This window comes from Shewanella sp. ANA-3 (genome assembly GCF_000203935.1).
GTDB lineage: Bacteria > Pseudomonadota > Gammaproteobacteria > Enterobacterales > Shewanellaceae > Shewanella.
The window spans coordinates 2,985,988-2,999,799 of sequence record NC_008577.1; the positions used below are offsets into that span (position 1 = coordinate 2,985,988).

Annotated in this window: 14 protein-coding genes and 1 riboswitch; of the genes, 2 read left to right on the top strand and 12 right to left on the bottom strand. The window is 47.3% G+C overall.

Annotated features, from left to right (window positions below; all coding sequences use genetic code 11):
• Nucleotides 1–99: 99 nt before the first annotated feature.
• The 6 genes from SHEWANA3_RS13135 to SHEWANA3_RS13160 all read right to left on the bottom strand — a co-directional run bounded on the left by SHEWANA3_RS13135 (nucleotide 100) and on the right by SHEWANA3_RS13160 (nucleotide 6,485).
• Entirely contained in the window at nucleotides 100–693 is a 594-nt protein-coding gene (locus SHEWANA3_RS13135; protein WP_011717415.1) for a DoxX family protein, read from the bottom strand.
• Nucleotides 694–743: 50 nt separating this feature from the next.
• The gene (locus SHEWANA3_RS13140; protein WP_011717416.1) at nucleotides 744–1,616 is read right to left on the bottom strand and encodes a DUF6279 family lipoprotein; all 873 of its coding nucleotides are present in this window, start codon (nucleotides 1,614–1,616) and stop codon (nucleotides 744–746) included.
• Nucleotides 1,617–1,726: 110 nt separating this feature from the next.
• Nucleotides 1,727–3,031: a phosphotransferase gene (locus SHEWANA3_RS13145; protein ID WP_011717417.1), complete on the bottom strand. Its 1,305-nt coding sequence runs from the start codon at nucleotides 3,029–3,031 to the stop codon at nucleotides 1,727–1,729.
• A 90-nt stretch (nucleotides 3,032–3,121) separates the two neighbouring features.
• Nucleotides 3,122–3,787: a nicotinamide riboside transporter PnuC gene (gene pnuC, locus SHEWANA3_RS13150; protein WP_011717418.1), complete on the bottom strand. Its 666-nt coding sequence runs from the start codon at nucleotides 3,785–3,787 to the stop codon at nucleotides 3,122–3,124.
• Between the two features lie 68 nt (nucleotides 3,788–3,855).
• Nucleotides 3,856–4,116, bottom strand: coding sequence for a YkoF family thiamine/hydroxymethylpyrimidine-binding protein (locus SHEWANA3_RS13155; RefSeq protein ID WP_011626476.1), 261 nt, complete (start codon nucleotides 4,114–4,116; stop codon nucleotides 3,856–3,858).
• Nucleotides 4,117–4,211: 95 nt separating this feature from the next.
• On the bottom strand, nucleotides 4,212–6,485 hold the full coding sequence (locus SHEWANA3_RS13160; RefSeq protein WP_011717419.1) for a TonB-dependent receptor: 2,274 nt from the start codon (nucleotides 6,483–6,485) through the stop codon (nucleotides 4,212–4,214).
• 53 nt (nucleotides 6,486–6,538) lie between these two features.
• A riboswitch (TPP riboswitch) is annotated at nucleotides 6,539–6,649 on the bottom strand.
• 214 nt (nucleotides 6,650–6,863) lie between these two features.
• Between SHEWANA3_RS13160 and SHEWANA3_RS13165 the strand changes: the two genes are divergently transcribed.
• On the top strand, nucleotides 6,864–7,544 hold the full coding sequence (locus SHEWANA3_RS13165) for a Crp/Fnr family transcriptional regulator (protein WP_011717420.1): 681 nt from the start codon (nucleotides 6,864–6,866) through the stop codon (nucleotides 7,542–7,544).
• A 55-nt stretch (nucleotides 7,545–7,599) separates the two neighbouring features.
• Here SHEWANA3_RS13165 and tsgA read toward each other — a convergent pair whose 3' ends face one another.
• The 6 genes from tsgA to hinT all read right to left on the bottom strand — a co-directional run bounded on the left by tsgA (nucleotide 7,600) and on the right by hinT (nucleotide 11,747).
• Nucleotides 7,600–8,775: an MFS transporter TsgA gene (gene tsgA / locus SHEWANA3_RS13170; protein WP_041412667.1), complete on the bottom strand. Its 1,176-nt coding sequence runs from the start codon at nucleotides 8,773–8,775 to the stop codon at nucleotides 7,600–7,602.
• A 50-nt stretch (nucleotides 8,776–8,825) separates the two neighbouring features.
• Nucleotides 8,826–9,530: a purine-nucleoside phosphorylase gene (deoD, locus tag SHEWANA3_RS13175; RefSeq protein ID WP_011717422.1), complete on the bottom strand. Its 705-nt coding sequence runs from the start codon at nucleotides 9,528–9,530 to the stop codon at nucleotides 8,826–8,828.
• Nucleotides 9,531–9,892: 362 nt separating this feature from the next.
• Nucleotides 9,893–10,285: a YcfL family protein gene (locus tag SHEWANA3_RS13185; protein WP_011717423.1), complete on the bottom strand. Its 393-nt coding sequence runs from the start codon at nucleotides 10,283–10,285 to the stop codon at nucleotides 9,893–9,895.
• Between the two features lie 130 nt (nucleotides 10,286–10,415).
• On the bottom strand, nucleotides 10,416–10,880 hold the full coding sequence (locus tag SHEWANA3_RS13190) for a PaaI family thioesterase (RefSeq protein WP_011623073.1): 465 nt from the start codon (nucleotides 10,878–10,880) through the stop codon (nucleotides 10,416–10,418).
• The gene (locus SHEWANA3_RS13195; protein WP_011717424.1) at nucleotides 10,867–11,394 is read right to left on the bottom strand and encodes a PaaI family thioesterase; all 528 of its coding nucleotides are present in this window, start codon (nucleotides 11,392–11,394) and stop codon (nucleotides 10,867–10,869) included. Before SHEWANA3_RS13195 ends, SHEWANA3_RS13190 begins: the two co-directional genes overlap by 14 nt.
• Complete coding sequence (gene hinT / locus SHEWANA3_RS13200) at nucleotides 11,391–11,747, bottom strand: purine nucleoside phosphoramidase (RefSeq protein WP_011623075.1); 357 nt, start codon at nucleotides 11,745–11,747, stop codon at nucleotides 11,391–11,393. The genes SHEWANA3_RS13195 and hinT overlap by 4 nt, the downstream gene beginning before the upstream one ends.
• 145 nt (nucleotides 11,748–11,892) lie before the next feature.
• Between hinT and SHEWANA3_RS13205 the strand changes: the two genes are divergently transcribed.
• Nucleotides 11,893–13,659: a PDZ domain-containing protein gene (locus SHEWANA3_RS13205; protein WP_011717425.1), complete on the top strand. Its 1,767-nt coding sequence runs from the start codon at nucleotides 11,893–11,895 to the stop codon at nucleotides 13,657–13,659.
• Nucleotides 13,660–13,812 lie beyond the last annotated feature (153 nt).

The following is a 13,812-nucleotide window of genomic DNA, read 5'->3' on the forward strand; positions in this document are numbered from 1 at the left end:
CGTGTAAATTGGCTCAAGCATAGCAAATTGCGGCTAAAGAGGTACAAAAAATCCCACGCAAAAGTGGGATTGAAAATGTTGCAAGCAAAGTCACTTGGATTACTTTACGTTATAACGCTTCGCGATAAAGTAATCGAGACTGATATAACGCCCGCCTCCTAGGCTAAAGAGTGCCAGCAACATAATGAAGTAGGTCGCTGCGAACTCAATACCATTATTTAGCACCACCAAGTTACCCGAGCTGGTCAACCAATCGTAATTGCCGTATTCCTGCAACAGGGATTTGGCCTTATCCAGCTTATCACCCGCCTCAAGCACCCGCTCATTGGCGAGCCATGAACTGCCATCGGCAATCGCCAGCCAACCATTAGGCCAATGCACAGTAAACGCCGCCACCAGCATGGTTATCATCAAAGGGATAGAAATCAGCCGCGTCGCTAAGCCAACGAGTAACAAAAACGCGCCAAAAAACTCAGTGCCCGCTGCCAAGGCAGCCATTAACGTCGGCATAGGTAAACCCAATCCCCAATCGGGATTAGCAAACCAAGCCACAGTGTCTTCAAAGTGTGCGAGTTTATTATAGCCAGCCTGCATTAGCACTGGCGCGAGATAGAGCCTAAGGGCTAAGGGGGCAAGCCCCTCACCATAACGGCTCGCATTGAGGAATTTTTGATAAAGGTTAACAAGGGACATGGGCAATCTCAGAATTAGATGGAGTTGCCCAATAGACCTTGGCTTAAGGATTAATCTTTCGTGGCTTCTGCCACTTTTTCGATCCCCTCTTGATTTAATTCACGAAGATCTTGAATAAGTTTGTTCAGCTTTTTATAAAAATGCTTGGACTGCTTCGCCGACAGACTGGCATTGATCGTGAGTAACAAGCCGCCGAATGCTTCGGTATTTTGCCTTAAAATGGTGCGATATTTTTCCGACTTAAGCTCATCAGGGCGCGTCATCAGCAGGGTCAATCGCTCGGTCAGCAACGGAATATCGCTGCGCTGTCCAAGGGCTACTTCAAATTGACGTAACCATTCGTGGCGGTAATCGAGCCACATATCTAAGGTCGACAGTCGCTGTTGATTATATTGATGAATAAGCGTTTTTTGCTCATCCGTTACGCTACCCAGCCAGTCATCAAATTGCTCGATAAGATTTTCATCGGCCTCCTGCTGTAACTGCTCGGGGGTTTTACCGGCAAACTCCTTAATCAATTCCTGCTCGTCTTTTCGCGACTGGGTAAGAATTTGCTTCACCTGTTCATCGGTTAACGATGAGATAATCGGCAACATTTCCGGCAGTGCAAACTCAAATAACCGAAACCAATGCCGTTTGGCGAGCGTGACATGCTCGGCCCACAATGCGGGAGTTAAGGTATTGGTTTGGATCTGCTGCTCAACTTCGGTTAGCTGCGCCACATAATGGCCGAGTTCTTCGGATTGGTGCCAAAGCACAAACTTGTCGATAAGCCCATCGACGACCTTCTGTTGGTTTTTATCAAGGCTGACATAGTCATCCAACTCCCAACCTATGGCCCAGTCGAGAAAATGATAACTAAATTTGGTCGAGCAGGCCGTTAAGCCAAATAGCAACACCACTAACAACACAGCTTTTTTCATCAATTTGCATCCGTTCAGCCTTGGTCATCCTATGACACTGAGGTTAATAGAAAGTTTATTTTTTTAACACAACAACCATAACCAAACAGAGGCAGTGAGAAACAAAAGGCTTAAGACGTGTGGCTGATAAGTGGCCAGAAATGATCGAACCAGTCGAAGTATTCCTGCTGCCGCTCACCACGGGTGTGCGCCGCCATCAATAATGCCCAATACACAGCAAACACCCAATACATCTCGATTGCTGCGGGTATCGCCTTGATGGCATCCGAGGTTAAGCCGGGGTGCCCTGCCAGATACTGCCGCACTAACAGATATCGCTGCACAGGCGTTAATTGGTGAGTTGCGAGCACAACGGCCAGTTCACACAAAGGATGGGAGGCGGTTGCATACTCAAAGTCGATGCAATACAACTGGTTATCTTTAAGCAGCAAATTATGGGGATTTAAGTCGCGATGGCAAAACTGCGGTTCGACTAAACAATCAGCCAAGGTCGCCGTCCAATCATGGATCTGTGTTTGTATGCTGAGTAATTGCGCCAATCGGCTCTGCCATGCCTCGCCCATATCCGCTGCGGAAAAGGCTAACAACTGCCCGTGATATTCCTGCCATTGCTCAGTGATACTGATGTGGTACGGCCCAGTCGCTTGCACGCGTAGCTGTTGCAGCAATTGCAGTAACAGGCTGTGGGCGCGATTCGGCGTTAAGCAGTCTAACAAAGCGAGCTGTTCGGACTGATACCAAGGCTGCTTGTCTGCTGCGCCCTTGATATCGGTATGAGATTGTAACCAAGCCTCAATGTGCGTTTCACCCAAGCAAAAGGTCGTTGCACTGCATTGAGACTCTAATTCTTTCCAGCTTAGTTCTTTCGAGCTTAGTTCTTTCCAGCTTAATGCTTTCGAGCTTAAGTTTGGCAGGCTTAAGTTTGGCAGGCTTAAGTTTGGCAGGCTCAGTTCTTGATAACCTGATGCCATACTTGGCTCGCGTGGCAACTCGGGTTGCTCAAGTGTATAAGTCCCACTTGCCAAAATAGCCTTTTCGATAAGAAGATTTGTCCTGCCCTCAATATCCTCCATCAGCGGTGCAAACTGAGATGCTAATGGAAGGCTTGGCAGAGATTGCGCGAAGATAAACTGGCTGAGGTAATAACGCTGATCGCCACTCACCCACAGTAACTCGGGGGCAAGCTTTGCCTTGGCAAGATGGCGCCAATAGAACAACTCTTGCTCCCGCGAACAAAAGCTGTCGGCGGCATCGGCGTTTTCACGCAAGACATAATGCGCTGTCGGCGTTTCAATATGATAGTTGTGGTTACTTAATCCATGCGCTAAAGGCTGGATTTGACTGATATCAGTAAGCCCTGCCTGCGCTAATACCGCAAGCAGCGTATCTTTGTCCTGATCAACAATAGGCGGCATTAGTGGCTTACCACAACAATCATGTTAAATAGCGTATTAGGCATTCGCAGCCCTTGTGAATTGGCCATCATCTCTTGATATCTGCCACCGTTAGCCGAGTAGTTTTGCGGCGCTCGACTCAATATGGGGATTGCGGCTATCGGCAAGGGCGGCGCGCCAGAGGAAATAGCCGACAACCGCTAGGCCAACGTAGAGCACGAATAATAAGGAGGTCAGCATCAGTCCCTTGCTGAGGTAAAGGTAAATCGATACCAGATCGATAACCACCCAATACAGCCAATTTTCCAACACTTTTTTGGCGACTAAATAGGTTGTCATCACTGCAAAACAAGTGGTCGCCGCATCGAGGTAGGGAAAGGAAGCCTGGGTAAAGGTTGCCATCCCATGCCCAACACCAAGGGAGACAATACCGGTCGCGACAATCAGCTTTAAATGGGTTTTCAGCGGCCAAGTAGTCACTTTCACCCCTTGATGTTTGTCGCCGCCTTGGGTCCAGAGCCAGTAACCATAGAGTGCCATGGCCATGTAATAGATATTCAGCACCGACTCCATCAGCAGTGCGACTTTCCAAAATAAGACAGTGTAAATGGCCGTGCTGGTAAATGCCGCTGCCCAGCACCAAACGTTTGCCTTCATGGCCAGTAACAAATAGGCCATGGCCAATACCACGGCTAAGGCTTCCCATGCGGTCATCACATGAACTTCCCCTAGGGCCGCATTAACACTATTGACCAGCGTTAACCATAATTCTGTCATTGCCTTACTCTCACTCTATATCGCTTGCTTGAACCACTTCGCTTTAGCGTTCAAGTTAACTCAGGGCGTTACTCGCTATGGGCTAAATTCAGCTCACCACCAATAAACTTACATACAAACACCGCTTTGCCCCATTTTTCATGGGCGGCTTGCATCTCGGTCGCGAGCATTGCCATCACGTCTTGATAGTCGCCACACACTTGCGTCGCCATGGCATTGGTAACACGTTGAATTGTGGGGTAACTATCCAAGCGATGGATAAACCATTTGATCGGATCGAGATAATTTTCATTAAAGGGATACATGCTAATTTCGGCGGTGAGTTTCATCTTCACTCCTTAGGTCAAATGCTAATAATGCAATCGTCAGGCGGTGACGCAATGAGCGAGCACAGCCTGACATCTGATGTATCATTCTTAAGGGATTACATAAACTTAACGTTTAGTGTCACCCCGATTTGGCGTGGGTCGCCGTAGCGGATATATTGCTTTTCCGCCCAGCCGTTATCCGGCTCATTACCAAAATAGAAACCACGCACGCCATATTCTTCATCGAACAGGTTGCGGCCCCATAAATACGCCGACCAAGCACTCGCCTCGTAACCTAAGCGCGCATTCACAATGGTGTATGGCTCAGAGCGCGAGTCGTTGCTGTCTGAGTAGTAAAACTCACTCTTACCACTCATGTTGACGTTGGCAAACCAACCCGAGTTCGCACGATACGTACCGCCTAAGCTGTAGGTTAAGTGTGGTGAATGGGCCAAATCGCGACCCGTTAAATCCACAAACTGGTCTTCAGCTACTTCGTATTGATAATCACCATAGGCTGTATTTAAGTAACCAACGCTAGAATATAAATGCCAATTACTGTCGATATACCAATTAGCATCAATCTCTAAGCCATAGTTTTTTGAACTTCCGGCATTATCGATAAAAAGAATAAACTCACTTAAATCTTCAGGATTTTGTTGAGATGCAGATACTTGTTGGTCTTGTCTATCCATATAAAAAAGAGCAACATTTGTACTTAACGCTCCTGATAACCATGAGGATTTAAGACCTAATTCATAGTTATATAAAGTTTCAGTATTAAACTCCTTTTTATCGCTGAAATCAGCAGGAAGCGTCATATTAAAACCACCCGCTTTATATCCTCTAGCAACTCGAATGTAAGCATTATGCTGTTCACTAAGTGCTTTACTTAAAGCAAGATGACCACCCCACATTGTTTCTGATGGAGAAAAATCATCCAGATTTGTATCGCTATAATCACTCGAGCGATTCTCTAACCTCAGTCCAAGTGACAATAAATAATCATTACTCATATCAATATCGAGTTGACCAAATATTGCGTAATTTTGCGCATCATATGTTGAGTCTAAATATTTAGTTCTTTCTTTAAAACTGGGATTCAAACCACCATTACTATATTTGGCATAGTCGATCAGACTGTTGTCTTCCTGCAAACTCGAAAAGTAAACTCCAATTAACCAATCTGTAGACTCGTTAAATATTCTTCCAGCATCACTTGAAGTAAGACGTAATTCTTGTGTAAACGTTTTTCTCTGACCCACTTTTGACCATGTTGCATCATAAACACAAGGTAACTTTCCAATTGAATTCCAATCCGCATCATAAATATCACATTGCTTGGATGCCCAATATTCAGGGTTTGCCCAATCGCCATCGTAACTATAATGATGATCGGTATTGGCAAATGAGGTCAGCGAGGTAAGCTCGAAAGACTCTGCGCCCGAGTAGGTTGCTTTAAATCCAGCGCCCGTGGTGCGCTGGCTATCGACACCCGGCTGATCCGAAATAGTATGTTTAGGATCGTTGGTTAAGCTCCAGGCATCGTAGCCGTTATCAAAATCGGCATGCAGCAGAGTTAAATCAAGTTGCAGATTATCGCTGGCATACCAGCGTAATTTAGCGCGACCAGTAAATTCATCACGACCATTGGTATCTTCTTTATTTAAATAGAGATTATCGCGATAACCATTTTGTTGATGTTGCTGCAGCGACACGCGGTATAACAATTTGCCCGAATCGGTTAACGGCCCAGAGCTAAAACCGCTGAAGGTTTGCAAATCGTCATTGCCTAAAGAGACCTCGGCGCCATGTTCAAACACATCGGTCGGGTCGTTGCTCTTTAGGTAAATCAAGCCCGCTAACGCATTGGCGCCATAGCGGGTGCCCTGCGGGCCGCGTAACACTTCGACCTGCTGCAGATCGTACATGCTCGACACCATGCCGATACCAGATAAATCAATATCATCAATGATATAACCTACAGATGAGTTAGGCGCGCCTTGATATTGTTCCTGCTCACCTACGCCGCGGATCTGGAAATACTTAGGACGTGAGCTGCCACCCGACCAGTTAAAGTTGGCGATAGAACTCATCACGTCTTCAAAGTGCTGGGCACTTTCATCTTGAATTTGCTGGGCATCGATAACGGTAATGCTCGATGGCATTTTCTCTAAACTGGCACTGCGAAAATCTGCAGTCACCACCATGATTTCCATATCATTGCTAGGCTCAGGTTTATCGATAGCATCGGTTTGCGCCCATGCGGCCGTGCTTAACGCCGCCGAAATGGCCAGCGCTAATGGCGCACGCGTTAACGATAAGGAGAAGGTGGAACTCTTGGTCGATTTTTGGGTGTAAGACTTGTTGTTAAACTTTTTGTTAGACATAGGACCTCAAATACATGTTTGAGATCCGGCAACGAATAAGCGATTCAGAAGTGTGCTGTTGATTGGCCCATTCCTACGCCGGTATTAGCCGGATCAGGTTCTAAGGGTTCGTCTGATGACATCTCAGTCTGCCACTTTGTTGGCAAACACCCCTTGGCGGCGCTAAGTATACATGACGAAAATCATAAAGTAGACACTCTTGTCACTGCACATCAGTAAATGACACACAGCTCACGCCATTAATGCCTTTGTTGAAACCTCTGGCGACTCACAATTAGCCGATAAAAACGCTTTTCTCTCCTTTGGCTGATTTGACCCAATATGCTTTCTAATGCTATAGAAGGCGACGATTTTAAGTATGGTAGAAGGGTCAACTCAATGCAGCTAAAACCGTTAGCCAAGGGACGTTATAGCCAGCGATGGGAACAGGACTATCCTCTTATTGAAGCTGTGATTCTTAGCTGTATCAGCGAAATCAAAATGCTCAAAAAAGGTGCTCACCTGATGACACAAGGTGAAGCCATAAACTCTCTGGTGTTAGTCAAGCAAGGCCGCGTATCGCTGGGGCACACCGCCAGAAATGGCCGTTGTTTCCAATTAGGGACTATCGATTGTGATTCGCAGCTCTTTGGTGAGATGGAGTTTTTTACCCAATACCAGTGTCAGCTCGACATTATCGCTAGCGAACCCTTAGAGATTTCGCTAATTAGCAACGAAAAGTTGCAACATTCACTCGGCCAACACCCACAACTGGCGCTATTTTTTGCCAGTGCCATAGCGATTGATTACCAAGATACCGTCGATATTTTTACCCGAAGGCTGCTTTATCCCATCAGCTATAACGTGGCATTCGATATCTACCATGAGTATTTAAACGATTTACCCGTCGATGGTTTTAGTAAGCGTTATTTAGAGGCGGAGCGTTTTGGTACCACAGACAGAGTCTATCGAAGGGCACTGCAACATTTGGAAGAGCGCGGTTTAATCGAGCGTAAAAAAGAAGGCATTCGGATTAAAAACCTGGATGCACTTAAAGCTTTTGTCGAAGCAGGCATTTAACCCACTTCGACAACACCCATACTCGGCAGATAACAACCAAGTATGGGCCTTTAGCTTAACTTGCCGAAAGTGATTGTGCAGACATGGCAGGTTTCATCCGACTCGATGCAATCAACAACATAAAGATTGCGGCATAAAGCACGGGGATCACATACATCACGGTTTGTAAGCCGATAATACGTTCGAAGAACGAACTGATCGCCGGACTAAACATGGCGCCCGTACTGCCACTGATCAGAATGTAGGAGACATTCTTGCTGCTGGCTTGCTTCACAAACGACACGCCATAGGCAATAAATGCATTGTAAAGTGCCGCGCAGACAAAGCCGTAACCATAGGTTAAATAAGCAATCCAATTCAGTTTATCGGTAGTCACAATCACGAAGGTGATCACCATGGCAGAACCAATAATACCAACTAAGAAATGATGAATTTTTACCCGGGTCACGATCAGGGTTGAAATTAAGGCACCAATCAGCGCGGCCGACCAGTATTGGGTAATGATATTGCCCGCCTCCTCAAATGGGATATCAAATTTTTGTTTTACAAATAACGGCGCCCACGTGAGGAAGGTATACAGCGCCAGCATGCCTAAAAATAAGCCGATACCGCCGCTGATAATGCCGAAGTTCCACTCCGATTGTTGTTTCTCCTCCGTATTCGATGATTGCTCGCACAGAGAAAAATTGGTGAATAAGCTAATAATCACCGTGCCTAAGGCAACCAAACCCACGGCTAAGTAACTGTAACTCCAAGATAAGGCATTGGTTAAGGCGTAGGTTGTGATCAGCGGAAACACCACCCCAGCAACATTAAAGGTCGCATCCTGCACCACTAACATAGTGCTCTGCATTTTGGCTTGCCATACAGATACCACAATGGTGCCAGCGATACACAGACCAATCCCGCCGCAGAATCCAATTAAGGTCATGGCCACCATCACTAGCTGTAGCGAACTGGTAAGGTGTAATGCCAGTGCAGAAAGCGCGACTAGACTGTAACTGAGTAAGGTGATCCGCTTGATGCCCAACTTTTCAATAAAGAAGAAGGCGGCAATGGTCCCTGCCAATGCGCCACCATTAAGTAAGGAGAAGATTGAAGCCACATCATTCACATCGGCCGCAAACTTCTCCGCTATGGGTTCTATCAACATCCCAAATTGCGTCGCAAAACCCGCCATAATAAAGTTCGCGAGAAAACTAATGGCAGTTAAGGTGATTTTATTATTCATTTTTGTCATTCCATCGTGAAATGCGAAAGGTGCAAAGGTTAACGAGAGACCTAATTCAGCGCAGTCGCGAGCGCAAGTTCGATCATATTATTGAAGGATAACTGGCGTTCTTCGGCGGTGGTTTCCTCACCCGTTAGGCAATGATCGGATACCGTGAGAATGGCCAATGATTCAATGCCCTGTTGATGCGCTAAGCCATAAAGACCCGCGACTTCCATATCGATACCCAATACCCCAAAACGCTCCAGTGCTGGGATCATATCTTCGTCGGGATCATAATAAAGATCGCCACTAAATACGTTGCCAACTTTCACGCTAATGCCTTTTTCATTGGCTTGGGTATAGGCTTTGTGCAGTAAGGAAAAGGTGGCCGAGGTTGCCATATGATAGCCACTGCTACGCTTGGCATTCGTGGGTGAGTCGGTACCCGCCGCCTGCGCTAAAATCACATCCCGCATTTGCACGTGTTTTTGGGTTGCGCCTAAACTGCCGATACGAATGATGCGCTTCACACCAAAAAAATTAATCAACTCATGGCCATAGAGCACCATTGAGGAAATCCCCATACCGTGCCCCATTACAGAAATACGCTGCCCTTGGTAATAACCTGTGTAGCCCAGCATATTGCGAACGTTGGTGACTTCTACGGCATCAGTAAGGTAGGTTTCGGCAATATATTTCGCCCGTAGCGGATCGCCAGGCATAATAACAGTTTCAGCAAAATCAGTAGGTTGTGCATTAATGTGCGCAGTCATAGGTCTATCCTCATCTAATATTATGCTGATAGTAGTGCTCAACCCTGAAATAGTTTTAGGACTAAAGTCCGCTTTTCTGTCGCTGTTTGAGTTTTTCCGTCGAACTGAGTTAGTTATCGCAACTTTGCTTCTCGGCGTAGCAACCGTCACGGGACAAACTCAATCCCGCACAAACGAGCAGAAGGAAGATGGGTTGGTGAGGATGAGGATGAGGATGAGGATAGATAAAAGCAAAAGACTTACGCCCTGAAAACGTAAGTCTTTATAAATGGAGCGAAAGCCTTTATCAACGCGCGTTAACTTAGCTTTGAAATGCCAAATGCTCTAACGCGATAGTGACAACTCAACCCTATGATTCAAGCTTAGTTTGAATAGGTCTCGCGCACATAAACATCGAATTTCGCCACTTGTGCATTTGGGGCCACGGCCGACACTTGCAGCTGTTGTTTACCGTGTAATTTCACCGATTTCCAACTGGTGGCTTCATCTTCGATGGTAAAGCCGCTGGCATCATACCAAGTGAACTTATATTGCACTCGCATATCACTTGAGGACTTGCTGACGATCAAGGCCGAACCTTGGATAAGATCGCCAACGCGGCGCGCCTCAACCCCTTCAACACTGATATCACGGGCGAAGCTGTTGTTATCGACGCGGGTTTCTCCCAGTGAGTTCACCGAAATGCCCGCCGTATTAGTGCAGGCACCGAGTGTCAGTGCTGCTGCCAAGATTAATCCACTGTAAATTGCTTTCATTTTGTTTTCCCTCACTCACAAAAACCTAGGTGCCGAACAACGGATGGGCAATGACACTACGCGACGCCAGCTGAACTTATGCTTAACGTACACATCGGCAAAACGTGCTCATCCTGCCCCGCCCTCGCGATTAATCAATCAAAAAGTGCGCCCTTGCGGTTGCGATCAACTGCTTACGATTGGTTTGCCAACAATTGATATTCACGTTGGCGACCCGTCGACCCTGACGGGTGATACGGCATTCGGCAAAGCTGTCTTTATGCAGGCCGGCACGCAGGTAATCAATGGAGAAATCAACTACTTTTGGCACTTTTGCCGTTTGCATAAACACCATTAATTGCACTATGGCCGACATTTCCATAAAACCAGCAATCACTCCGCCATGAATCGCGGGCAGGATTGGATTACCGATATTGTCGTCCTTAGCGGGGAGTTTGAAAATCAGCTCGTCGCCAAAGCGCTCGACCTTCATGCCAATAAACTTAGCATAGGGCACGTGTTCGAGTAGATGACCAAAGTCGTTCAGCTCGGTGGCGCGTTTTACAATTCCCTGCACATCGAGGGTTTTCTGCTCGGTCGGCTTATTTGAGTTCATCTGTCTCTCCTAAGGGCGGCACGGCTTCTCCCATCAAGGCTTGCCTAAAGGCATCCCCTACCATTTCGGGGCTGATGCGCATAAAGGAGCCCACCGCATGGGCGATAGGATCATCAATGCTGTCCTGATAGGCGATGGCGCGGGTAAAGGCGATATTAGATGACAACTTATAGCACTCGGCAAAGCCATAAACTGGCTTATGGGGCTGGGCGGGCTTCATATAATCGACCCGTAAGTCGAGGGTGGGCGAAATCTCTAAGGATTGATATTTTTGAAAAATCGCACTCACTACAGCGCTGCCACAGGCGGTGTCCATCAGGGTGGTGATCACCCCGCCATGGATAACACCTGTATCGGGATAACCAATTAACTCAGTGCTATAGGGCAACTCAATCAGTACATGATGCTCACTGGCCTCGAGCACGGTGAGCCCTAAGCGGCGGCACTGGGCGAGCTGATCGACAAATCGCTGCGCCATTTGAGTCAGCGGAAAAAACTCGGGATTAACCTTCATTGACCTTGGCTCAGCATGGGTCCCAATGGCTCTCCGCCGACGAGATGAATATGGATATGGTACACTTCCTGTCCGCCATGTTTGTTGCAGTTCATGATCAAACGATAACCGTCTTTGGCAATCCCCGCCTCAGCCGCGAGTTTAGCCGCCACTGTCATCATCCGGCCGAGTGCAGGTTCATCCGAGGCTTTCATATCATTTGCAGTTGGGATCAAATGATTCGGCACAATCAGAATATGGGTTGGCGCCTTTGGCGAAATGTCTCTAAATGCCGTCACCAGCTCGTCTTGATACAGAATGTCGGCGGGAATTTCGCGGCGGATAATTTTGCTGAAAATGGTTTCTTCGGCCATGGGGAGTCCTCCTTGGGTTAATTGGGATAGTATACTAGCAATTCAACGCTTTGTGTCTCCAGATATTTTGCGTTTCATTTGCCTGTTGTGCGCATTTTTGGCAGCATGACGCCCATTAAAACGCAGCGGTTTTACAGGATAAATTATGATCCACTATCACATCATTCCCGTCGATCCCAAGGCGCACTTGTTCGCCGTCACCATGACGGTACAAACGCCTCACCCTAAGCAAGTTTTTAGCCTGCCCGCGTGGCTTCCTGGCAGTTATATGGTGCGGGATTTTGCTAAGAATATTATCGACCTCAAAGCCACAGGCGCTAACGGTGAGCCGCTTACGCTCACTCAGCTGGATAAACAAACCTGGTCGGTTGAACATCAAAGCACGCAGCTCACCTTAACCTATCAAGTTTATGCTTGGGACTTGTCGGTACGCACCGCACACCTCGATATGACCCACGGTTTCTTTAACGGTAGCAGTGTATTTTTAGCCGCCCACGGCTTTGAGGCAGGCTTACACACCGTGACGATGGCGGCGCCGACCGAGCCGAGCCTAAATGAGTGGCGCCTTGCCACCAGCATGACACGCCAAAGCGGTGATGAATTTGCCTTTGGTGAGTTTTGCGCGCAAAGCTATGACGATCTTATCGACCATCCGGTAGAAATGGGCCTATTCACCCAAGCCAGTTTCGAAGCCAGCGGAGTCAGACACGATATCGTACTAAACGGTCGCCACCGCGCCCATATGCCGAGACTCTGCCAAGATTTAAAGGCAATTTGCGAGTATCAAATCAAACTGTTTGGCACGCCTGCGCCCTTTGAACGTTATCTGTTTATGACGACAGTGCTCGACAATGGTTTTGGTGGATTAGAACATAGGGCATCGACGGCACTCATGTGCTCGCGCAAGGATTTACCGCTGTCGATGGATGCGCCGATTAATAACGACTATCGCACCTATTTATCGCTCTGCAGCCATGAGTATTTCCACAGCTGGAACGTCAAGCGCATCAAGCCAGAATGCTTCTTACCCTATCAACTCGAGGCGGAAGCCTATACGCCGCAGCTGTGGGCCTATGAGGGCATCACCTCCTATTATGATGATTTCCTCACTTATCGCGCAGGCTTAGTCGATGAGCAAAGCTACTTAGATATGCTGAGCGAAACCTTTACAAGGGTATATCGCAGTCAAGGCCGCTTTAAACAAAGCATTAAGGACTCCAGCTTTAACGCTTGGACTAAGTTCTATAAGCAGGATGAGAACGCCCAAAACGCCATTATCAGTTATTACACTAAGGGCGCCCTGTTTGCCCTGTATCTTGATTTAACACTAAGAAGCGAAACCCAAGGTAAATACAATCTCGACGATGTGATGACCATTTTGTGGCAGGAATATGCCCTGCAAAATCGTGGCACCACAGACGAATGCCATCAAAGGATTGTTGAACGCTTATTGGGGCGTGATTGCCAAGATCTCTTCGCCTATTTAGACAATACCGACGATATTCCACTGGCGCCGCGACTTGCCGAGTTTGGGGTTGAATTGACCTTACGCGCGAGCAATGGCGCACAGGATGTCGGCGGTGGCACGGCTAAAGGGTATGAAATTGCCTTTGGCGCTAAGACGCAAGCCGCGCCAATGGGCCTTAAAGTGACCACTGTCGCCCAAGGCAGCCCTGCGCACCTTGCGGGCTTAAGCGCCGGAGATATCTTAATTGCGGCGGATAATCTGCAGGTGACAGGCCAATTTGAGGCGCAGCTTCAGCAATACCCACTCGGACAACGCTTAAGCCTACATTGGTTTAGACGCGATGAATTGATGACGGGAGAACTGATTATTGCTGAGGCGCCAAAGGATACAGTTGCCTTAAGCATCACAGATAAAGATAAACTCCAGGCTTGGTTGGGTCGCTAATTTTCAACGCATTAGCCTTTTATGCACTAATTTTTAATGCATTAGTCTTTAACCCATAAAGCACAAAAGGGGCAATCGTATCGACGATTGCCCCTTTTTATTTAATTCTTTGTTTGCTCAATTGAATATTGGCTTAGCGATACATCAACAATG